Raw genomic sequence first — 21,936 nt, 5'->3', positions numbered from 1 at the left:
TTAATTGCCTCCCTGTGTATGCTGTTTCATATATTGAATAAAGGATTCGAGTTCGACTTCCTCTTGTTCACCTGATTCCATCTGCTTGACAACAATCAAGCCTTTCTCCAGCTCATCATCGCCGAGAATCGCCGTATAACGAGCGTTTAGCCGATCAGCAGCCTTCAGCTGGGCTTTCATTTTTTTGTCGAGGTAATCTTTGTCGCTGGAAATGCCGGCAGCGCGCAGCTGATAGAGCAGTTCAACCGCTTTTGCCTTTGCTTTTTCTCCTAAAGAAACGACGTAACAGTCAAGCTCCGTGCTGACAGGCAACGGAACTTTCTGCGCCTTTAAGGCCATAATGACACGCTCGATACTGAACGCAAAGCCGATTCCCGGTGTCGACGGTCCGCCGATATCCTCGACAAGCCCCGTATAGCGTCCGCCACCGCAAATTGTCGTAATCGCGCCGAAGCCCTCGCCGTCGATCATCACTTCAAATGCTGTATGGTAGTAATAATCAAGACCACGGACGAGAGTCGGGTCAACGACATACGGAATATCGAGCGCATCAAGATACGCTTTCACCTGGGTAAAATAGCTTTGTGATTCTTCATTTAAGTAATCAAGAATCGATGGTGCCGTCCCCATCAGCGGATGTTCGCGGTCCTTTTTACAGTCCAGGATGCGAAGAGGGTTTTTCTCCAACCGTTCCTGGCAGTCACTGCAAAATTCCGCTATGCTCGGCTTGAAATGATCAACGAGTGCCTGGCGGTGTGCCTGACGGCTTTCTTTATCACCAAGGCTGTTAATGACAAGCTTGACGTTCTTTAACCCAAGCTTGGCGTAAATGCTCATCACAAGCGCCAGCACCTCAGCATCAATCGCCGGATCAGCACTTCCAAGCGCCTCGACGCCAAACTGGACAAATTGTCTCATCCGTCCGGCCTGTGGCCGCTCATAGCGAAACATCGGTCCTTGGTAAAAGAGCTTCGTCGGCTGATTCGCCTGGCCGTAAAGCTTCTTCTCAACATAGGAACGGACGACTGCGGCTGTCCCTTCAGGACGCAATGTAATGCTCCGTCCACCACGATCCTCAAATGTGTACATCTCTTTTTGCACAATATCAGTCGTATCACCGACTCCACGCTGAAATAAATCAGTATGTTCAAAGATCGGCGTGCGGATTTCGTGATAATTATACTGACGACACACTTCCTTGGCCGTCGCCTCAATATGCTGCCAAATTTCTACTTCACCGGGGAGAATATCCTGGGTTCCCCGTGGAATTTGAATGCTCATTGCCTTCCTCCTTTTAAGAAAACCGCGCAGCGGCTTTTCTTAAGAAGCGACGTGCGAAGCCGTTACATGGGGTTGTGCTGGACGAAAAGCGGGTTTCGTTTCGTCCAGCATGTAACGCGTGGAGCCGTCGCTCTTCTTCGATTTAACCCGCATACTTTATACTTTATAAGAAAACCGCGCAGCGGCTTTTCTTATAAAGCTAAAAAAACTCCCATCCCTGATGATTAATCATCAGGGACGAGAGTTATACCCGTGGTGCCACCCTAATTGGAGCCAAATAATCGCTCCCGCTTTACACAGTTAACGCCTGTCTACGTCTTTTCCTACTAGTTTCCGTTCAGAAAAACTCCTCAAAGGTGTTCATCACTAAGCAGATAGGGAAGGCTTTCAGCCACGGCCTCTCCTCTCTTTACTACCTGTTCTCTTAACGACATGCCTTGTCCTCGGAATGGTTTTACATATAAGTTCATACCAATCATACGGATGTTCGGGATCGCTGTCAATAGCTTAATTGCGGTTCAATTTCTTTTTAAGAAGCTGTACCTCCCGTAATGATAATCCGAATTCATTTGCCAGTTCGATATGACTGGCCTGTTGTTCTTTATCAAGAAAGCTGTGATAATCAATAGAAAAAATCGCATGCTTCTGATTGGCATGCATTTGTTGACGGTGATTCGCTCGCACGTCTATTCACCCTCTCCTTGACTTTTTCTATTATCATGGCCAATAACAGCAAAAATCTTACATGGAGAATAGACGAAAGGTGCGTAATTATGAGGCCACTGAATAACTTCCTTTTTCGTAACTCGAGAAAATGAAAATCGCACTTTTTCAGCAGCTTCGTATTTATCTGCTTTCGAGAATCAACGTAACCGGGCCGTCATTGACGAGCGCGACATTCATCATCGCTCCGAAGCTTCCCGTTTCGACATGAAGCCCGCGTGACTTAAGCGCATTGTTGAAATACTGATAAAGCGGCTCAGCCTGGTCCGGTTTGGCCGCTTCCATGAAGTTAGGTCTTCTTCCTTTCCGGCAATCGCCGTACAGCGTAAATTGAGATACCGACAAAATTTGTCCGCCCGCTTCCAGAATAGAATGATTCATTTTCCCGTTTTCATCTTCAAAAATCCGCAAATGCGCAATTTTCTCCGCTAAATAATCGGCATCCGCATTCGTATCTTCGTGGGTGATCCCAACGAGCAAAGTCAGCCCGGCCTCTATTTTCCCGACCACTTCATTGTTTACTTCGACAGAGGCCTGCTTCGTCCGTTGCAGCACAACTTTCATCTTACCAATCCTCTCATTCCATTAATGCATCACGCGCCGTACGGAATAAATATCCTGAAGCTGCTTAATCTTCTCGACGACTTTATGAAGATGATCAATATTACGAATGGATATCGACATATGAATCATCGCCAGCTTCTGCCGGTGATCGGAACGCCCGGAAACTGCATTGATAATCGTGCGCGAATCCGTCACTGCGTGAAGCACTTCATTTAAAAGACCGTTACGGTCGTAGCCTGTAATCTCAATATCCACATTATAGGACTTGTTTTGTTCAGACGTTCCTTCCCACTCGACCGGGAGCAGACGGCCTTTTACATCCTCATGTTGCACGTTCGGACAGTCAGCGCGATGAATGGAAACACCTCGCCCTTTCGTAATGTACCCGATAATGTCATCACCGGGTACGGGCGTACAGCAGCGGGACAGCCGAATCAGAAGATTATCGACCCCTTTTACGGTGACGCCCGAGTTGACTTTTTTCTTCGGTCGGTACGTCGTTTGCACATCCGATAATGCTTCGGCCAGCGACTGGTCATCCTGCTCCTGGTCAAGCTGCTTGCGGAGCTTCTCCGTCAGGCGGTTAACAATTTGCTTGACGCTGATGCCGCCGTAGCCGACCGCCGCAAACATATCTTCCTCGCCGGCAAAGCTGAATTTGTTTGCCACCTCTTGAATCGCTTCGGCGGTCAGCACCTCCTTCGGCTCAAAATCAAGCGCTTTGATTTCCTTTTCGATCATCTCCCGGCCTTTTTCTACATTCTCTTCTCTGCGTTCTTTTTTAAACCATTGCTTTATTTTATTTTTCGCATGCGATGATTTCGTAATTTTCAGCCAATCCTGACTTGGTCCGTAGGAATGCTTAGATGTCAAAATTTCAACGATATCACCCGTCTTCAGCTTATGGTCGAGCGGAACCATTTTTCCGTTCACCTTGGCGCCGATGCAACGGTTGCCGATTTCGCTGTGAATGCGGTAGGCGAAATCAAGCGGAACAGAGCCGGCCGGCAGTTCGACGACATCCCCTTTTGGGGAAAAGACGAAAACCATATCCGAAAAGAGATCGAGCTTGAGTGATTCCATAAATTCCTGGGCATCATTCGTCTCGGTCTGCTCGATCACATCGCGAAACCAGCTCAGCTTGTCCTCAAATGTGTTTTTATTGGGCGATACCGTTTTGCCTTCCTTGTAAGCCCAATGCGCCGCGACCCCGAACTCGGCGATGCGGTGCATCTCTTCCGTCCGTATTTGTACCTCAAGCGGATCGCCGTGAGGGCCGACAACGGTCGTGTGCAGCGATTGATACATATTGGCCTTCGGCATCGCAATATAGTCTTTAAACCGGCCAGGCATCGGCTTCCAGCACGTATGAATTACCCCTAAAACGGCATAGCAGTCCTTGATGCTTTTGACGATAATTCGCACAGCGAGCAGGTCATAGATTTCATTAAACTGCTTGTTTTGCAATACCATTTTCCGATAGATGCTGTAAATATGCTTCGGACGCCCGGACAATTCCGCTTCGACATGGACATCTGCCAAATGATTCGAGATCGTCTCCATTACTCCTGATAAATATTCCTCGCGCTCGGCCCGTTTGCGCTTCATTAAATTGACAATCCGGTAATATTGCTGGGGATCAAGATAGCGCAGAGCGATATCCTCCAATTCCCATTTGATCGTTGAAATCCCGAGACGATGGGCGAGCGGTGCGAATATTTCCAGCGTTTCATTCGAGGTGACACGCTGTTTTTCAGGCGGCATGAACTTCAGCGTTCTCATATTGTGCAGTCTGTCCGCCAGTTTAATTAGGATGACGCGGATATCCTTCGCCATCGCAATCAGCATTTTCCGATGATTTTCCGCCTGCTGCTCTTCTTTGGATTTATATTTAAACTTCTTCAATTTGGTTACGCCATCAACGAGCATCGCAACCTGGTCATTAAAGCACTCTGTAATTTCTGCGATCGTGACGTCTGTATCTTCTACGACATCATGAAGAAAGGCTGCCGCTACCGTATTCGGATCGAGCTCAAGCCCGACAATGATGCCCGCCACCTGGATCGGGTGCAAAATATAAGGCTCTCCCGATTTCCGGTATTGTCCTTCATGGGCCTTTTCCGCATATTCATAAGCCTTTCGTAAAAAAGCGACATCTTCATCATTTAAGTAAAGACTCGCTTTCTCCAACACTTGATCTATCGTCATGGAATCACCTATTTACGATTCAATATTTCCTTATATTATGGGTAAGTTTTCGCTGTATGTAAAGGGGAAAGAACGAAAATTGTCGAGAGAGACATGCTAATTCAGCCAAATTCTAGCAAGCTCGTCTGTTTATCTTGATCCGGCCATCAGAAAAAGGCTGTCCCGCCAGGTTAAACCGCAACCTTGAAAGACAACCTTGAAAAAAAATTATATTCCTGCTTCGGCCTTACTGAAACGTCATTAACGAATACACATCGTACTTATCCAGACGCTGTCTTCCATCAAGATAGCCGAGTTCAATCAAAAAGACAATCCCGACAACGATCCCGCCAAGCTGTTCAACAAGGTTGATCGTCGCTTCAATTGTTCCACCCGTTGCCAGCAAATCATCGGTAATCAGCACGCGCTGTCCTTTTTGAATCGCATCGGCGTGAATCGTTAACTGGTCTTTGCCGTATTCAAGTCCGTAATCAACGGAAATTACATCACGCGGCAGCTTGCCGGCTTTGCGGACAGGAACGAAGCCAACTTCAAGCGCGACGGCCATGGGACAGCCGACGACAAAGCCGCGCGCTTCGGGTCCGACGATCACATCGACCTGCTTGTCGCGGGCAAATGCAGCCATTTCGTCAATCGCCGCTTTATAGACCGGGCCATTTTGCATTAAGGTCGTAATATCCTTAAAGCGGATTCCTTCCTTCGGATAATCTTCTACAATCGTAATATGTTGTTTGAAATCCATCTATACCGTCTCCTTGCTTCTCTTCTTTTTCGGGTCAGTTCTTCTTGCGTATCTCGTTCAAAGCCGTTCATCGCTCTGCTCGATTATAAGACTACGCTCTCTTCCTTCACTTGCGCCAATGCCTCTGAAAACCACTGTCTCAGCTCTTCATAGGAAGAATAAACAAGCTCATTTTCAATCTCGGCCTCTTCCTGCTTCTGTCTGAACGTCTCCGATGCTTCCAAACTTTTCTTCTCCGGATTTGCTGCGACAGAAACAATCCCGTCCGTTACCGTAACAAACCCGAGCTCCGTAAACACCTTTGTCATAAAGTCAATCGTATGCTTCGACCAGCCTTTATAGCCGGCGAGCTCCTGACTATGCTTCGTTACATCGAACGTTTTCCGTTTGGCGAGAAAAGCATAATACCATTTAAATTGCTCACGATTCGGCTGGGTTGTAAAGAATGAATCACTGTCCTGAAAGAAAACGGTATAAATCCGGCTCGGCTTCCCATGCTGGATAAGCAGCTGTCTAAGCTGCTCCGGTGTTTGCGGGACGTCAAGCAGGACGAGAAAGCGCTCGCCGCAAGCAGGCAAGGAACCGTCCATTGCATTATACACGTCTTCTCCGATCAGTCTGAGCTTTGACGGTGTGTCACGCTTAAACGCCGCAAGAATCCTCCTGTCAGCCGGAAGTGTCTTCAGCTTATCCGCCAGTCTCTCCTTCTGAACACTGCGCCAATCGAAGAGCTGCCAGTCTTTTATCGCGATATCCTCCAGCACGAGCTGCGGCTTCACATGACCGTTCCACTCATTGACAGACAGCGTACCAACGGCCGACACCTTCGCCTGGTTGGTCATCTCATCGTGCAAGTAACCACATTGAAAGCCGATTGCTTCCAGCTGAGCGCCACGCTGGGCAAAGCTGATTTTTAAATGGTTCGCCTCGGCGCCGATTCTTCTCATTTCCTGAATGTGCACATCCTCAAGGAGCACCTTCGGCTTCGGGTTAGCGACACCGAACGGGGCGAGCTTTTCCAGCTGCTGAATGACCGGGACGGAAATGTCTTCTATGGCCGCGACGATATCAATCGTCGTCAGCGGCTTGAAGTCATCCGGCGAGAGCACCTCTTTCGCTTGGGCGCAAAGGCGGGTACGCAGCGTATCGACATCCTCTATTTTCATCGTCAAGCCGGCCGCCATTGGATGCCCGCCAAAGTGAGGCAAAATGTCGCGGCTTTTCGAAAGCTCTTTGAACATATCAAAACCGACAATGCTGCGAGCCGACCCCTTAGCCAGCCCTTTCTCCGAATCAAGGCTGAGGACGATCGTCGGCCGGTAAAAGCGCTCGACCAACCGGGAAGCGACGATGCCGATCACTCCGGCGTTCCAGCCCTCGCCGGCAATGATCAAGACATCATTATCCTCAGGCGGGAATTGCCGTTCAACGACGGCAATCGCTTCCTCTGTAATCGAGGCGACAACGGTCTGTCGCTCGCGGTTCAAGCCGTCGATTTCCGTCGCCAACAGCTCCGCTTCTTCTTCACTTGCCGTCAAAAGCAGCTCGACAGCCGGATCAGCGGATTCGAGCCGGCCGGCGGCGTTAATCCGCGGACCGATCCCGAAGCCGACATGATCAGCCTGAACCTGGTCCTGAATGCTGCATTTTTTCTTTAACGCGACTAATCCCGGCTTATCGGTTGCCTGCAACGCATGTAGCCCTTCCATGACAAGCAGCCGGTTTTCATCAACAAGCGGCACAAGGTCGGCAATCGTGCCGATCACGGCAATATCAAGCCATTCAGCCGGCAGCCGTCCGAGCAGCGCATGGGCAACCTTAAAGGCGACACCGACTCCGGCCAGCCCTTTAAACGGGTATGGACAGCCCGGCTTTTTTGGGTTGACGATCGCATAGGCGTCGGGGAGAATGGGAGGCGCTTCATGGTGGTCGGTAATAATGAAGTCAAGACCGATTTCCTTGGCGACCTCAGCCACCTGTACTGCGGCAATTCCGGTATCAACCGTGACAATCAACCCGTAGCCATCCTCTTTCGCCCGTCTGATCGCCGGCTCATTAGGACCATATCCTTCTGTGAAGCGATTTGGTATGTAGTAATCGACCTTCGCTGACAATGACACGAGCGCGTTGTACATGAGCGCTGTGCTGCTCACACCATCGGCATCATAGTCACCAAAAATAAGGATTTTCTCTTTATCGGCAATCGCCGCCTTGATCCGTGTCACAGCCTGCTCCATCCCATTAAGCAAAAAAGGATCATGGTAGCTCATTTCCTCTTTAAAAAGAAAACGCTTTGCCGTGTCAACCGTCTCCAAGCCGCGATGAACCAATAGTGTCGCGACTAACGGCGATATGTGTAACTGTTCGACGAGCTCATCAATTTGATCTGAATGTTGCTCTTTTATTTTCCATCTAGCCTTAGGCTTTAACATAAAATAACACCCCTCGACCTTCCCATTATACAGGAGCAATCTAGGGGTGACAATCACAAACTCATCTCTTGCTGCTGCGTTGGCGGGGCGCCGGGCGCCAGCAGCAAGAGACATTTACTGATTCGATTCTTTTCTGAATTGGGCCCGCGTTTTTGGCGTTTCTTCCGGAAACTCATGCTTCTCTTTCGCCGCCGATATCTCGTCCGTCTGCTCTTCGCTGAGCGCTTCATTTGCTGTCCCTGCCCGCAAGCGGCGCAATTCAGCCTGCAAACGGTAAATCCGTACCATTCCTAACGCGCCGGCAATAATCGCCCCCATAAAAACAGAGCCTAAAATCACAAGAATGAGCGGCCATTCTGCTGTTCCAAACAAGTAATTGACTCTCACTCCATCAACATTAATCACCGCAAACACCGCAATAATAATAGCAGCAAGCAACCCAAAAATAAGTCCTGTTTGTCCTTTCATCAACCTGCTCCTCCCTTCTTATTTCTCTTTATATGGATTAATATGAACAAGGACATCCTGTACATACTTTTCCTCAAGCAGACGCTCTTTCACTTTCTTGCCGATGGTATGACCTTCTTCGACCGAGATGTCAGGGTTTACAGCGACCTTAATATCAATAATGACGTAGTGGCCGTGCTCCCGCGCGAAAAATTCATCAATATTCAGCACGCCGTCTACGTTGCTGGCGGCACGCTTCATCTCGACCGTATCTTCTTCATGAAGCACATGGTCCAGCGCGTTATGAATCGACTGCTTGCCGAGGCTCCAGGCCATCTTTCCAATTAAAAAAGCGACAAAGGCACTCGCTGCCGCATCCCCGTAAACGAGCCAGGAGATTTGCAAATAGTCTCCGAGCAAAGCAGCTCCGATACCGATTAAAGCCGCAATCGAGGAAAAGACATCTGAGCGATGATGCCAGGCATCCGTCATTAACGCATCGCTTTTATACGTTTTACCCAAATGATATTTATAACGAAACATCAGCTCTTTTGCAAAAATAGAAAAGAGCACTGCGTAAATCGCCAGCACTTTCGGCACTTCTACCGGTTCAAAGAACGACCGTCCCGCGCTTAAAGCAATTTCAAATCCGACTAAAAACAGCAGCACGGAGACAATGATTGCAGCAACAGATTCTGCTTTCCCGTGTCCGTACGGATGATCCTGATCGGGAGGTAATTTCGCTGCCCGTACTCCGATCAGCACGACGACCGAGCCGACGACGTCGGAGGCTGAGTGAACAGCATCGGCGATTAAAGCACGGCTGTTTGCCATAATGCCGACTACGGCTTTGATGATTGCCAGAATGACATTGCCGACAATCCCGACCCAGGCGGCAAAACGGACCTTTCGATAACGTACATCTGCTTCCGTCACTTCAACACCCACTTTGTTGTTATTTGATGAATGCTGTCCTTTTAAGTTTACCATTATTTACACCCGTCATTCACCTTTTTTATATGCACGAAACGGCAAAAAAGGCGTGCCAAAAGGAGAAACATCTCCTTTGGCACACCCCTTCAAGCTTTACACAGTCGGTTCGCTTTCAGGCTGCTTTGCTGTTTGAAATTTCTTTTTCGCAAGCTGTTTTGATTTCCAAATCAGCCATAGCTGCGAAGCAAGGAACATCGAAGAATAGGTTCCGGCGACAAGACCGATTAATAGCGCCAACGCAAACGAGCGAATCGCTTCCCCACCGAAAATAAAGATGGCCGCAGCGGCAAACACGACGGTAAGAACGGTGTTGATTGACCGGGCCAGCGTCTGTATTAAGCTTTTGTTGACAATCGCCGCCAAATCATCGAATCCTTTCACCCGTTTCGCAAGCTTCATGTTTTCCCGAATCCGGTCAAAGGTAACAATCGTATCGTTAATGGAATAACCGACAATCGTCAGCACAGCGGCAATAAACGGGACATTTACCTCGATTTGCAGCAAACTGAAAATGGCAATAATGAAAAAGGCGTCATGCAGCAAGGCAACAATCGCCGCGATTCCGTACAACAATTCAAAGCGAATCGTCACATAAATAACGATCCCGACCGAAGCGATAAGCACCGCGATCAAGGCGTTGCGCGCCAGCTCCTGTCCAACCGTAGGCGAGACGGTGCTGACACTCGGCTCCGAGCCGGTCGTTTCCAGAAAATGAGATTGGATCTCTGAAATTTCATCAGGACCGAGCACACCAATAAACCCGACACTGGCAATCTGATTATTATCGGCAAATGTAATGTCATCCGGTACATACCCATCGCCGATACTGGCAAATTCCTCGGTAATCTGCTCTGCTGTTACAGTCTCTGGAGAAGCTACCGGCACCTCTACACGCGAACCGCTCAGGAAATCAATTCCAAGATTCAGTCCCATTGTTAACAACAAAATCAAGCCAATAAGTGTAGAAGCGGAAGAAAAAATAAAAAACTTTTTCCGATGTTTTACAAAGTCGATGTCTTTTTCTTGGAAATTAAAGCTCATTTATTTCACCTTCCTTTACACCAAACAAGCGGTACTTTTTATTTAAAGCACGGCTGTTCACCCATAGACCGAGCAGCACCCTTGAGCCATATACCGCTGTAACAAAGCTTGTCAAAATACTGACAATCAGCATAACGGCAAAGCCCTGTACCGAGCTTGTCCCATAAGAGAATAGAACAGCCGCCGCCAAAATCGTTGTAATATTGGCATCAAGAATCGTCGATAAGGAACGTCGGCTTCCCGCCTTAAAGGCAGACATGATCGACTTCCCGGCTCGGATCTCTTCTTTTACCCGTTCATACGTAATAATATTGGCATCGACTGCCATCCCGACTCCGAGAATTAACGCGGCAATACCAGGGAGCGTTAAAACTGCATTCATCCAATTAAAGATAAGCAGAACGAGATAAATGTAGGTTGACAATGTGATAATGGCGATCATACCCATAAAGCGGTAATAAAACAGCATGTAAACAAAAATTAAAGCAATACCGATAAAGCCGGCAAAAACGGTCTTTTCCATCGCCTGCTCACCTAAGGATGCACCGACGGAATTATTGTAAAGCTCTTCAAGCTGCACCGGAAGCGAACCAGCATTCAGCACCTCGGCCAGAAACTGCGTCTCTTCCACGGTAAAGCTCCCCGAAATCGTCGCTGTATTTGAAGGAATGACTTCTTGCACGACAGCGGCTGATAAATATTTCGGATCCGGCTTGCCGACTTCATTTGCATAGGAGTCGACACCCTCTTCAAAATCAAGCCAGATGACAAGCAGATTTTCTGAGGACGGACGTGACAGCATCTCACGCGTAATTTCCTCCATCTTTCTCGCATCGGCAAGCGTTAAGGAAACAATCGGCTCATTTGTATCCGCACGGAAAGAGGCGCTCGCCCCGTTTTGGCGCAAATCGCTTCCATCAACGAGCACATTATCATGAACGTCACGAATCGTTAAATCCGCTTCCGTCGCCAACAGTTCCCGCGCCGTTTGCTGATCTTCTACACCGGCGAGCTGGACGCGAATCCGGTCATCGCCCTCGATACGAATATTAGGCTCCGATACCCCGAGTACATTGACCCGTTGATTGAGCGCACTTACCGTCGCCCGCAACGTTTCATCGGTAATCTCTTCCCCCGTATCCTCGGCAGGCTTTACTTGATAAAGGATCTCAAATCCGCCTTGAAGATCGAGTCCCAGTTTAATTTCTTTTGTAATTCCCATCGCTGTTTGCCCGATAATTCCAGCAAGAATCGCGACAATCACAAAAAAAGCGACAATCCGCCCTTTTTTAACCATGTTCCTTTTCTGCCTCCTTCATATCCCCGCCGCCGGCCGCCTTCATGCCCGGCTGGCAGCAGGTCTTACCAACTGCAAAGCATCATAATGGCAATAAACATCAAATATACAATAGAGCCATTATAGCTTTTTAATGAAATACCAGTCAATTTTCTCACTAACATTTTGAAAATTTGTCTATTTTTCCGTCTCAAATTCCGCGAACCAATCAGCAGGCTCCTGATACGATTTGACCGTAAGCCAATTCATATACGTTTGCGGCTTCAACGTCATCACTTGATTGACAAACGCATGGAAATGAAGAAATCCCTTTTGCTTACGGAGCTGATAAAGCACGCATTCCCAGATTTCTTCAATGGTGACACGTTCATACCCGAGAAAATGAAATTCATCTAACTTGCTGATCAGGGCCGGTTCCACATCTTCGCGCCATACTTCAAATTGCTGTTTTTCCTTCATGCATCATCCGCCTCCTTTTAGAAAATCGCATACATCACACTCGTGACCCCAAAGCCGGCAATGACGATCCCTGCCAAAATGGCCAAAAAAGCAGATTGGAGCGGGATAAAAAATAAAATCGCCGCTAAACAGGCCGAGTAAGCTCCTGTTGTCGGCAAAGGCACTGCTGTGAACAAAAGTAAGCCGAGCGCGCCAAACTTCTCGACATTGTCACTTTTTTTCATTGTCCGGTCATAAAGCCAATGATAGAAACGCTGATAAACGTCAAAGCGCAGCATCCATGTGCTGACCGGTTGAAACAGCAGCAAAATCGGGATGATCGGCAAGATATTGCCAATGACACCATACAGCAATGCTTCAAAATAAGAGAGTCCAAGCTGGTGCGCCACGACGATTCCGCCGCGCAGCTCTAAAATCGGCATCGCTGAAATGAGCAAAACAATGAGTTCGGCAGGCAAAAAGCTGAACGTTTGCAAGAGAAACTCCCTCATATCATCAGACAAAATTCTTCGCCCTCTCTCTATGATTCTCTGTCATGCTTGGCCCACTACTAAGCATATAGATAATAACAGAAAATATCCATCATTTTTTATGAAAGTAGGGCTGTTCATGACGAAGCAAACCTTCCTGAAAGGAACGCTGATTCTTATTATAGCAGGGCTGATCACTAAATTTCTCGGCTTCGTGAACAGAATCGTCGTGGCAAGAATCATGGGGGCGGAAGGAGTCGGCCTTTATATGATGGCTGTGCCGACTCTCCTTCTTGTGATCACCATTACGCAATTAGGACTACCTGTGGCGATCTCCAAACTGGTCGCTGAAGCTGAAGCTAAAAATGATCAAACGCGGATCAAGCGGATTTTAGTCGTATCGCTGGCGATTACGAGTGTCTTAAGCGTTGTTTTTACGATAGCAATGGTCGGCTTTGCTCCGTTCGTCGCCCATACGCTGTTAACGGATGAAAGAGCCTATTACCCACTGATTGCGATCTCGCCAATTGTGCCGATCGTCGCTTTATCCTCGATTATGCGCGGCTATTTTCAAGGGAAACAGAATATGAAGCCAACCGCGTATTCTCAAGTGCTGGAGCAGGTCGTCCGCATCACCCTCGTCGCGGTCATGACGAGCGCCTTCCTTCCATTAGGAGTGGAGTATGCGGCGGCCGGGGCGATGATCTCAGTTGTGTTTGGCGAGCTGGCTTCCCTCGTTTATATGATCATCTTATTTAAACGGAATAAGTCTTTTCGGGTGCGCCGCCGCTTCTTTCACTATGCGAAGGAAGGACGCCATACGCTGCGCGACTTGCTGTCGATTGCTTTGCCGACGACGGGAAGCCGCTTAATCGGCTCGCTTTCCCTTTTCTTTGAGCCTATCGTCGTCGCGCAAAGTCTGGCTTTGGCCGGAGTTACGACGATCCTCGCCACAAAGCAATACGGAGAGCTGGCCGGCTTTGTCATTCCTCTTCTCCTCCTGCCAACATTCATTACGAATTCATTATCCGTTTCGCTCGTCCCGGCAATTAGTGAAGCTTCGGCCCGCAAGCATTATAAAACGATTCACTACCGGCTCAATCAGGCACTGCGGCTTGCCCTTTTGTCCGGCGGAATGGCTGTCGTCGTCCTCTATGTCCTGGCGGAGCCGATCATGTCTTTAATGTACAATGCGCCTACCGTCGCCACATATGTAAAACTGATGGCCCCGTTCAGCATCTTTCTTTACTTCCAGGGCCCTCTTCAAGCTACTTTACAGGCGCTGAATCTCGCAAAGGCGGCGATGATGAACAGCCTGTTCGGAGCCGTGATCAAAATAGCTGCGATTTTCGTGCTCGCTTCACAGCCGGCGCTCGGCATTATGGGGGCGGCGCTTGCCGTTGTGATCGGAATGGTGCTTGTTACCCTGCTTCACTTTGCGTCTGTCGTGAAGACGATCAGCTTTACGATTGAAACGAAAATGTTCATCAAATCAGTTTTTCTGATTGTGACGACAGCCGCGCTTGGTCTTTTCCTGAAGAACCATTCGTTTTTCACATTACCACTAATTGCGGAAACGCTCGTGTTGATCGCGATTCTTGCTTTTTTCTATACACTGCTGATGCTGCGCCTCGGTTTAATTAAACGCGAGGAGCTGCTTCGCCTCCCGCTTATCGGAAAAAGCCTGCTATTCCTTCTTCCACGAGCATAAGAAAACCGCAAGGAAGGCTGTCACCGGCCTCCTTTCCCGCTGGCTTTAAAAGATCGTTTAGGTGATGCCCCACCCTTTTATTGCGACGGTTCCGCTCTGAGACAAAACTCGCTTTGACCTAGGGGCAAATGGCTCCACTCGCCACAAGTCCGTTGTGAGAAACTCACTCACAACGGACTTTAAAAGATCGTGGCGGTTCCGCTCATTGTTTCAGGTCGACGAAGAATGTGTCTTGGTCTTTTAGGGCGCAGTAGGATATTTTTTTTATGTCGCGATAGCCGAGCTTGCGCATTTGCTGGCGCAGCCAAAGGGAGGTCTGGTTAATTTGTTTGAGGTGGTCTTCCTGCACCTTGCCGTCCAGGATGAGGGGCAGCGGCATTACGGGCTCATCCTTATCGGGCTTCTTTTCAATGACCGACAGCTTTCCGGACGGCTCTAAAATGGCAAACTCGACATCAGAGAGCTTGCTTACCTTCTGCTGCCTCAACTGAATGAGCAAATCATCGAAATTATAGCGCTGCTTCCGCATTTCTTTCTCATCAATTTCCCCTCCATTGATCAAAACAGACGGTTTTCCGTCGACGAGCTTCCGAATCCGTTCACTTTTTAAGGAAAAGATCGCCAGCACAAGTTGAATGATCGACAGGATGACGATCGGCAAAATCGTATGAAGCATCGGTGCTTGAATATTTTCAATTGAAATGACAGCAAGCTCGGCAATCATAATAGAGACAACAAAGTCCAGCACCGAAAGCTGCCCGATTTCGCGCTTGCCCATAAAGCGCAGCACAAAGAGTATGATGAAGTAAATAAATATCGTCCTCAGGATAATCGTGCCATAATCCATCTTGCTCCTCCCATTCCCTTTTTTCTCTTCTTAGTATGACCAGGGAACAGCAGCTCATGATTTTTAAAAAAAAGGCCGGGCAAAAGGTCGAAAAAATCACCTTTTGTCCCAGGCCCGAGGCTGTCTTAAATGAAATCAACCAAATAACGCAAATATAAATAAATCGTCGAGATGACAAATGAAATCAAGGCTACCGGGAGGCCGATTTTTAGAAATTCCAAATAGCTGAATGATTGCTTCGCTTTGACAGCCAGACCAGCGACAATCACGTTGGCCGTAGCACCGATGATCGTCGCATTGCCGCCAAGACAGGCGCCTAATGCCAAAGCCCACCATAACGGTTCCAAATTATGCATTCCAAATTCCTGGAACTCTAATATAACGGGAATCATCGCCGCGACAAACGGAATATTGTCAACAAACCCGGACAAGATACCGGAGCCCCATAGAATAAAAAGAGCTGTTTTCGGCAAATCCCCCTCGGTATAATAAATAATCGATTTCGCCATTTCATCAATAATGCCGACTTCCTTTAAGCCGCCGACGAGCATAAACAGCCCAATAAAAAAGAACAGCGTTACCCATTCGACCGAACGAAACACTTCTTCCATATCCTGTTCCTCATGCGTTAGCAGCATCAGCAGCAGGGCGCCCGTCATCGCGATGCTCGTCAATTCCGTGTGGATGAATGGCTGGACGATAAAACCGAGCGTTGTCAGCGAGAGGATGGAAACCGACTTCACCAGCAGCTTGCGGTCTTTAATATAGGTGGATGGAACAATTTCCAGCAATTTTGCCCGATCCTCCTTCGAAACGATCAGCTGCTTTTTGTAAATCAAGACGAGACAAGCCATAACGACAAGGAAAATCAGCAGCACAACAGGACTTAAATGAATCAGAAAGTCGTTAAAGCTTAAATAATCAACAGCTTGGCCGATCATTAAATTAGGCGGATCTCCAATCAAGGTCGCCGTCCCGCCAATGTTTGAAGCCATGACGATCGACAGCAGAAAAGGCACGGCAGGCAGCTTTAACAGCGACGTCAGCGTAAAGACAATCGGCACAATGAGCAGCACCGTTGTCACATTATTTAAAAAAGCCGAGCCAAATGCCGTTAAGGAGGAGATCGCAATCAACAAAGGCAGCGGACGCCCCTTTACCCATTTGGCGAGCGAGACGGCAACATACTCAAAAAAACCGCTCTGGCTTGTAATGGAAACAAGAATCATCATCGCTAATAATAAGGTGATCGTGTGCCAGTCAATATGGTGGAGAAAAGCAGCATTGATTTCATAAACGTGAAAGATCAGCATTAAAACGCCGCCAAAACAGGCAATGACGGCCCGGTTCATTTTTTCCGTGATAATGAAGAAATAACTGAAAATAAAAATCACAATTGCCAAGGGGACCCCCATAGCTGCACTCCTCTCCTTCCCACTACTACATCCTATGTCCTCTTTTTCAGAAACATGTCCAATGCCAAAAAGTCTGTCCATGATTTCATCAAGAAGGAAGGGCCGGCATGAAGATTGAAATTTTTACGTCTATTTAAAACAAGCCTGAATAAGCTGTAGTAAAGGATTTTTGTCCATTTGAAAGGAGAGGTCTATATGGCAAATCGGGGATTTATGCCTGCTGTTTTATTTGGGCTGTCGACTGTTCTCGTCATTGCTCTTTCATTTAGTCTCGTCATCTCGTTGTTCTTATCGTTTACTTCCTTTACCGAGCGCTCTGTCGCATGGCTGATTACGAGCGTCGCGTTTTTAGCGATGTTTCTTGGAGGAACGATTTCCGGAGCAAAATCGAACCGCCGGGGCTGGCTGGCCGGGGCGGCGACGGCTTTCATCTTTTCGCTCCTAACGTTTCTCGTCCAGTATTTAGGCTATGATAGCAGCTTCACGAAGGAACAGTACCTTTATCATGGTGGCTATATGCTTGTCGCTGCATTCGGCGGCATGATCGGTGTTAATTTGTCGCGGGATTAAAGAAAAGAAAAACACAACAAGGGGCTGGGACAAAGGTTGTTTTTTTACCTTTTCCCAGCCCCTTAAGCTTAAGCAATGAGTGGAACCGCCACGATCTTGCTCATCGAGAATATACCCACTGTTACTCCATGCTCACTCTTTTTGTGTCTCAAGCTCTTAAATAGATCCAAAAAAAGAGTCGTCTCAAAGCCTACGCGTTGGGACAACTCTTTTTATGTATGCTCGTTAATCCGGATTGACAACTTCTCTTACGGCAGCGCGATCATACGTCAGCTTACGGTTATCATTAACAAGGATGACAATTGTGTCCTCGTCGATTGAATCGATAACACCGTGAAGTCCGCCGATCGTAATAATTTTATCGCCACGCTGTAATGAGTTGTGCATATCGCGAATGGCTCTTTGCTTCTTCTGCTGTGGCCTGATTAACAGGAAGTAGAAGATCGCAAACATTAAGATTAACGGAAGCAATGTTCCAAATAGCTCCATCTATTTTCCCCCCTTTCTTTACTCAAAGCATGCTAGAAATTTTTGGCATTGGGCTTATTAAAGCCATATTGTTCAAAAAATTCTTCTCTAAAGTCAAGAAGCCGATCTTGTCGTATCGCCTCTCTTACCTTTTCCATTAAGTTTAACAGGAAATAGAGATTATGATAAGACGTTAATCGAAAACCGAACGTTTCCTCACATTTAATTAGATGACGAATATAGGCTCTTGTGTAATTCCGGCACACGTGGCAATCGCAATTTTCATCCAGCGGACGAAAATCGCGGGCATATTTGGCGTTGCGCACGACAAGCCGTCCTTTGCTCGTCATTAGCGTTCCATTTCGGGCAATACGGGTCGGAAGCACACAGTCAAACATGTCAATCCCGCGGATCGCCCCGTCAATCAAGGAATCAGCAGAGCCTACTCCCATTAAATAACGCGGTTTGTCCTCTGGCAAATGAGGCGTCGTAAATTCAAGCACGCGATTCATGACATCCTTTGGCTCGCCGACCGATAATCCGCCGACAGCATAGCCCGGAAAATCAAGCGAAACTAAATCCTCCGCGCTCTGCTTGCGCAATTCTTCATACTCGCCTCCCTGGACGATGCCGAACAGCCCCTGATCCTGCGGGCGCCCGTGCGCTTCGAGACAGCGTTCAGCCCAACGGCTCGTCCGCTCGACCGACTTCTTCATATACTCATATTCTGCCGGGTATGGCGGGCATTCATCAAAGGCCATCATAATGTCCGATCCGAGCGCATTTTGAATTTCCATCGCCTTTTCTGGGCTTAAAAAGAGCTTGTCCCCATTTAAATGATTGCGAAAGTGGACGCCTTCCTCTTCGATTTTGCGCAGGTCGCTTAAGCTGAAAACCTGAAAGCCGCCGGAATCGGTTAAAATCGGACGCTCCCAGTTCATGAACTTATGCAGGCCCCCTGCTTCTTTAATAATGTCATGGCCCGGTCTTAGCCATAGATGATACGTGTTGCTCAAAATAATTTGCGCGTTCATATCGTATAAATCTTCCGGACTCATCGTTTTTACCGTTGCCAGTGTACCGACCGGCATAAAAATTGGCGTTTCAAACGTCCCGTGAGGCGTATGGACCTTCCCGAGCCGGGCGCCGGACTGTTTACATGTTTTAATATGCTCATATGTTATCGCTGACATTTCCTTTTTCCTCCTTGAGCGTGTACGGGTCAACGAATCAGCATCGCATCTCCAAAGCTGAAGAAACGATAGCGTTCATTGACGGCATGCTGATAAGCCTTCATGATGTTCTCTTTTCCCGCAAACGCACTGACGAGCATCACGAGTGTCGACTTTGGCAAGTGAAAGTTCGTCACCATCGCATCAATCGCTTTGATCACATAGCCTGGATAGATAAAAATTGAGGTCCAGCCCGAGCATTCGCGAAACTCGCCGTGCTCCTGGATAATCGTCTCCAACGTCCGGACCGATGTTGTACCGACAGCAATAATTCGCTTGCCGTTTTCCCTCACACTCGTCAACAGCCGCGCTGTTCCTTCACTCATTTGATAAAACTCGGCATGCATTTGGTGCTCTTCGATCCGCTCTACGCTCACCGGGCGAAATGTCCCGAGACCGACATGCAGCGTTACAAAGGTCACATGGACCCCTTTTTGCTGAATTCGTTCAAGCAGTTCAGTTGTAAAATGAAGTCCGGCCGTCGGTGCAGCCGCTGATCCGCGATGCTTGGCGTAGACGGTCTGATAGCGCTCCTGATCAGCCAATGTTTCCTTAATATAAGGGGGGAGCGGCATTTCTCCCAATTCATCAAGAATTTCATGGAAGATGCCTTCATATTCCATTTGCAAAATCCGCCCGCCATGATCGGCTTCCCGGACACAGGTCGCGCGCAGCCGGCCATCGCCAAATTGAATAACCGTTCCTGCCTTGACGCGCTTCGCCGGTTTAATCAGCGTTTCCCACTGATCATTTTCCAGCTGCTTCAGCAACAGGACTTCAATTTGAGCGCCGGTATCTTCTTTCACTCCGAATAGTCTTGCCGGAAGAACCCTCGTATCGTTTAAGACGAGGCAGTCCCCTTCGTCCAATTCGTCGATCATATCGGAAAACGTTCCATCTTTAATTGCACCCGATTCCCGATCTAAGACAAGCAAACGAGACGCCGTTCGATCCTGAAGCGGCGTCTGGGCAATTAATTTCTCTGGTAAATTAAAATCAAAATCGTCTATTTTCATCGTCATGTCGTCACCTTTTCACATAACCGTTCCTGTCATATCCCTATCATCATACCGAAAGTGCTTCATCCATGCAAGAGATTAGCGAAAACGTCCAAACAAGAAAAAAATAAGCGACAGCACTACGCTAATAATCAGACAGGTCATAATCGGCATATATACGGTCATATTCTCGCGTTTAATAAAGATGTCACCTGGCAGGCGCCCAAGTGGCAGAACGCGTCCAATAAAGAACCAGAGGACGCCAATGATGATAAAAGCAATGCCGATAAGGATCAAGATCTTTGGAAATGAATTCACTGCTCTGGTCCCTCCAATTGAAAATGCTCATAGCATGCCGGGGTTACAACTCTTCCCCGCGGCGTTCGTTGGATAAAGCCAATCTGTAGCAAATACGGTTCATACACATCCTCGATCGTTTCCGGTTCTTCGCCGATCGTCGCAGAAATCGTCTCCAGACCTACAGGACCGCCGCGATAATTCTCAATCATCCCATACAATAATTTATGGTCAATATGATCCAGTCCTAAACGGTCGACCTGCAATTGCTGAAGCGCATCCACCGCCACGTCCAGTGAAACCGTCCCGTCTCCTTTAACCTGGGCAAAATCGCGCACGCGGCGGAGCAGGCGATTGGCAATCCGCGGCGTGCCTCTTGAGCGGCGTGCGACTTCAATCGCGGCCGCGTCTTCAATCACGGTATCAAAAATCTCAGCCGTGCGCTTGACGATCAACGCCAGCTCAGCCTCTGTATAATATTCCAGCCTGGCGAGAACGCCAAAGCGGTCGCGCAACGGGGCCGATAGCATCCCTGCTCTTGTCGTCGCTCCGACCAGCGTAAACGGAGGCAGATCGAGACGTACGGAACGCGCAGCCGGTCCCTTGCCGATCACAATATCGATGCAAAAATCCTCCATCGCCGGATAAAGCACCTCTTCGACGACGCGGTTCAGCCTGTGGATTTCATCAATAAACAGCACATCTCCCGGTTCAAGAGCTGTCAAAATCGCCGCCAAATCACCGGGACGTTCAATCGCCGGCCCCGATGTCGTCCGCATCTGCACACCCATTTCCGCAGCAATAATCCCGGAAAGCGTCGTTTTTCCGAGACCGGGCGGCCCATAAAGAAGAACATGATCGAGACATTCCTCTCTCATCTTCGCCGCTTCTATAAATACATCGAGATTTTTCTTTACTTTTTCCTGTCCGATGTATTGCGCAAGCTGCTGCGGACGAACGCGTTGCTCAATTGAATCATCCGCGCTCTGCATATCCGCCGATACCATCCGTTCTTCCATCCCTTGTCACCTCTTTCCCACATCCCGCATTCGCGCAATTCATTTACAGCATCAGCTGTAACGCTTTTTTAATATAGCCATCGGTCGTCAGCTCCTCTTCTTCCAAAAGAGGGCGAACTTTCTTCAGTTCCTTTTCGACATAGCCCAACGCCTGTAAAGCTTCAAGCGCTTCTTTCAACGCTGTATTTGCCGGCGTTTTCTCAACTGTTGTCGCCTTTTCCTGTTGCAGCAGATTCGGCACAAAGTCATCGAGCTTTCCTTTCAAGTCAAGAATGATCTGGCGGGCTGTTTTTTTGCCGACACCCGGAAATTTCACTAAAAAGGCTTCATCCTCTTCCTCAATCGCGTAGACGACATTCTCCGGCTGGCCGGACGCCAAAATGGCGAGCGCCCCCTTCGGCCCGATGCCCGAAACATTTAACAGCTTTTCAAACAGCATCCGCTCCTGCTTCGTACGGAAGCCGAACAGACGAATTAAGTCTTCCCTGACATGCTGGTATGTATAAATTTGCACCGTTTCTTCAAGCTTTTCCTGAAAAACAAACGGGTTCGGGCAATAAATCTGATAGCCTAAGCCATGATGGTCGACCACCACATATTGCAGCTCCACTTCCACTACTTTCCCTTTAACATATTCAATCACAGCCCGTTCTTCCTCTCTCTATGCGAACATTTATTTCTATTTTATCATAAGCCCCCCTTTCCGTCATTTCTCTTTCCAG

At 48.2% G+C, this 21,936-nt stretch carries 22 protein-coding genes and 1 other annotated feature; of the genes, 2 read left to right on the top strand and 20 right to left on the bottom strand.

Translation table 11 applies throughout. The features are described from left to right. From hisS to M3202_RS01185, 12 genes are all read right to left on the bottom strand, one after another. The gene (gene hisS, locus M3202_RS01240) at positions 1–1,281 is read right to left on the bottom strand and encodes a histidine--tRNA ligase (RefSeq protein WP_251221555.1); all 1,281 of its coding nucleotides are present in this window, start codon (positions 1,279–1,281) and stop codon (positions 1–3) included. 230 nt (positions 1,282–1,511) lie between these two features. Beyond that, positions 1,512–1,734, bottom strand: a binding site (T-box leader). Positions 1,735–1,788: 54 nt separating this feature from the next. Next, positions 1,789–1,965: a hypothetical protein gene (locus tag M3202_RS01235; RefSeq protein WP_251221554.1), complete on the bottom strand. Its 177-nt coding sequence runs from the start codon at positions 1,963–1,965 to the stop codon at positions 1,789–1,791. A gap of 162 nt (positions 1,966–2,127) precedes the next feature. After that, positions 2,128–2,568: a D-aminoacyl-tRNA deacylase gene (dtd, locus tag M3202_RS01230; RefSeq protein WP_251221553.1), complete on the bottom strand. Its 441-nt coding sequence runs from the start codon at positions 2,566–2,568 to the stop codon at positions 2,128–2,130. Between the two features lie 21 nt (positions 2,569–2,589). Beyond that, entirely contained in the window at positions 2,590–4,776 is a 2,187-nt protein-coding gene (locus M3202_RS01225; protein WP_251221552.1) for a RelA/SpoT family protein, read from the bottom strand. Between the two features lie 226 nt (positions 4,777–5,002). After that, positions 5,003–5,518 (bottom strand): adenine phosphoribosyltransferase, encoded by a 516-nt coding sequence (locus M3202_RS01220; protein WP_251221551.1) that lies wholly within the window; start codon positions 5,516–5,518, stop codon positions 5,003–5,005. An 83-nt stretch (positions 5,519–5,601) separates the two neighbouring features. Then, positions 5,602–7,950, bottom strand: coding sequence for a single-stranded-DNA-specific exonuclease RecJ (gene recJ, locus M3202_RS01215; RefSeq protein WP_251221550.1), 2,349 nt, complete (start codon positions 7,948–7,950; stop codon positions 5,602–5,604). A 114-nt stretch (positions 7,951–8,064) separates the two neighbouring features. Further along, the gene (locus M3202_RS01210) at positions 8,065–8,418 is read right to left on the bottom strand and encodes a LapA family protein (protein ID WP_251221549.1); all 354 of its coding nucleotides are present in this window, start codon (positions 8,416–8,418) and stop codon (positions 8,065–8,067) included. Positions 8,419–8,436: 18 nt separating this feature from the next. Beyond that, positions 8,437–9,387, bottom strand: a complete 951-nt coding sequence (locus M3202_RS01205; RefSeq protein ID WP_251221548.1) for a cation diffusion facilitator family transporter — start codon at positions 9,385–9,387, stop codon at positions 8,437–8,439. Between the two features lie 96 nt (positions 9,388–9,483). Next, positions 9,484–10,431 carry a protein translocase subunit SecF gene (secF, locus tag M3202_RS01200; protein ID WP_251221547.1) on the bottom strand — a complete coding sequence of 316 codons (948 nt, stop codon included), beginning with the start codon at positions 10,429–10,431 and terminating at the stop codon, positions 9,484–9,486. Beyond that, positions 10,421–11,728: a protein translocase subunit SecD gene (gene secD / locus M3202_RS01195; RefSeq protein WP_251221546.1), complete on the bottom strand. Its 1,308-nt coding sequence runs from the start codon at positions 11,726–11,728 to the stop codon at positions 10,421–10,423. Before secD ends, secF begins: the two co-directional genes overlap by 11 nt. Positions 11,729–11,905: 177 nt before the next feature. Beyond that, complete coding sequence (locus tag M3202_RS01190) at positions 11,906–12,187, bottom strand: post-transcriptional regulator (RefSeq protein ID WP_251221545.1); 282 nt, start codon at positions 12,185–12,187, stop codon at positions 11,906–11,908. Between the two features lie 17 nt (positions 12,188–12,204). Further along, entirely contained in the window at positions 12,205–12,690 is a 486-nt protein-coding gene (locus tag M3202_RS01185; protein ID WP_251221544.1) for a COG2426 family protein, read from the bottom strand. Between the two features lie 106 nt (positions 12,691–12,796). Between M3202_RS01185 and spoVB the strand changes: the two genes are divergently transcribed. Then, on the top strand, positions 12,797–14,368 hold the full coding sequence (spoVB, locus tag M3202_RS01180; protein WP_251221543.1) for a stage V sporulation protein B: 1,572 nt from the start codon (positions 12,797–12,799) through the stop codon (positions 14,366–14,368). A gap of 202 nt (positions 14,369–14,570) precedes the next feature. Here the strand turns inward: spoVB and M3202_RS01175 are convergent, their stop codons facing one another. Then, complete coding sequence (locus M3202_RS01175; protein WP_251221542.1) at positions 14,571–15,215, bottom strand: DUF421 domain-containing protein; 645 nt, start codon at positions 15,213–15,215, stop codon at positions 14,571–14,573. Positions 15,216–15,340: 125 nt separating this feature from the next. After that, positions 15,341–16,711: an ArsB/NhaD family transporter gene (locus tag M3202_RS01170; protein ID WP_349775591.1), complete on the bottom strand. Its 1,371-nt coding sequence runs from the start codon at positions 16,709–16,711 to the stop codon at positions 15,341–15,343. Positions 16,712–16,825: 114 nt separating this feature from the next. Here M3202_RS01170 and M3202_RS01165 point away from each other — a divergent pair, with 114 nt between their 5' ends. Next, entirely contained in the window at positions 16,826–17,200 is a 375-nt protein-coding gene (locus M3202_RS01165) for a TIGR04086 family membrane protein (RefSeq protein WP_251221540.1), read from the top strand. A 225-nt stretch (positions 17,201–17,425) separates the two neighbouring features. On the opposite strand, the gene yajC is transcribed toward M3202_RS01165, so the two are convergent. The 6 genes from yajC to ruvA form a co-directional block, all read right to left on the bottom strand. After that, positions 17,426–17,689 carry a preprotein translocase subunit YajC gene (yajC, locus tag M3202_RS01160; protein WP_251221539.1) on the bottom strand — a complete coding sequence of 88 codons (264 nt, stop codon included), beginning with the start codon at positions 17,687–17,689 and terminating at the stop codon, positions 17,426–17,428. A 32-nt stretch (positions 17,690–17,721) separates the two neighbouring features. Further along, positions 17,722–18,861 (bottom strand): tRNA guanosine(34) transglycosylase Tgt, encoded by a 1,140-nt coding sequence (gene tgt / locus M3202_RS01155; RefSeq protein WP_251221538.1) that lies wholly within the window; start codon positions 18,859–18,861, stop codon positions 17,722–17,724. A 29-nt stretch (positions 18,862–18,890) separates the two neighbouring features. Next, on the bottom strand, positions 18,891–19,916 hold the full coding sequence (queA, locus tag M3202_RS01150) for a tRNA preQ1(34) S-adenosylmethionine ribosyltransferase-isomerase QueA (RefSeq protein ID WP_251221537.1): 1,026 nt from the start codon (positions 19,914–19,916) through the stop codon (positions 18,891–18,893). A gap of 81 nt (positions 19,917–19,997) precedes the next feature. Beyond that, positions 19,998–20,216: a DUF2905 domain-containing protein gene (locus M3202_RS01145; protein WP_251195365.1), complete on the bottom strand. Its 219-nt coding sequence runs from the start codon at positions 20,214–20,216 to the stop codon at positions 19,998–20,000. Further along, positions 20,213–21,214, bottom strand: coding sequence for a Holliday junction branch migration DNA helicase RuvB (gene ruvB / locus M3202_RS01140; protein WP_251221536.1), 1,002 nt, complete (start codon positions 21,212–21,214; stop codon positions 20,213–20,215). The genes M3202_RS01145 and ruvB overlap by 4 nt, the downstream gene beginning before the upstream one ends. Before the next feature lie 43 nt (positions 21,215–21,257). Next, positions 21,258–21,857 carry a Holliday junction branch migration protein RuvA gene (ruvA, locus tag M3202_RS01135; protein WP_251195363.1) on the bottom strand — a complete coding sequence of 200 codons (600 nt, stop codon included), beginning with the start codon at positions 21,855–21,857 and terminating at the stop codon, positions 21,258–21,260. Positions 21,858–21,936 lie beyond the last annotated feature (79 nt).

The organism is Halalkalibacter oceani (assembly GCF_023715605.1).
Classification (GTDB): Bacteria; Bacillota; Bacilli; order Bacillales; family Bacillaceae_D; genus Halalkalibacter; species Halalkalibacter oceani.
Note: the sequence above shows the minus strand (reverse complement) of the source record. Positions and strands in the feature narration are given on the sequence as shown.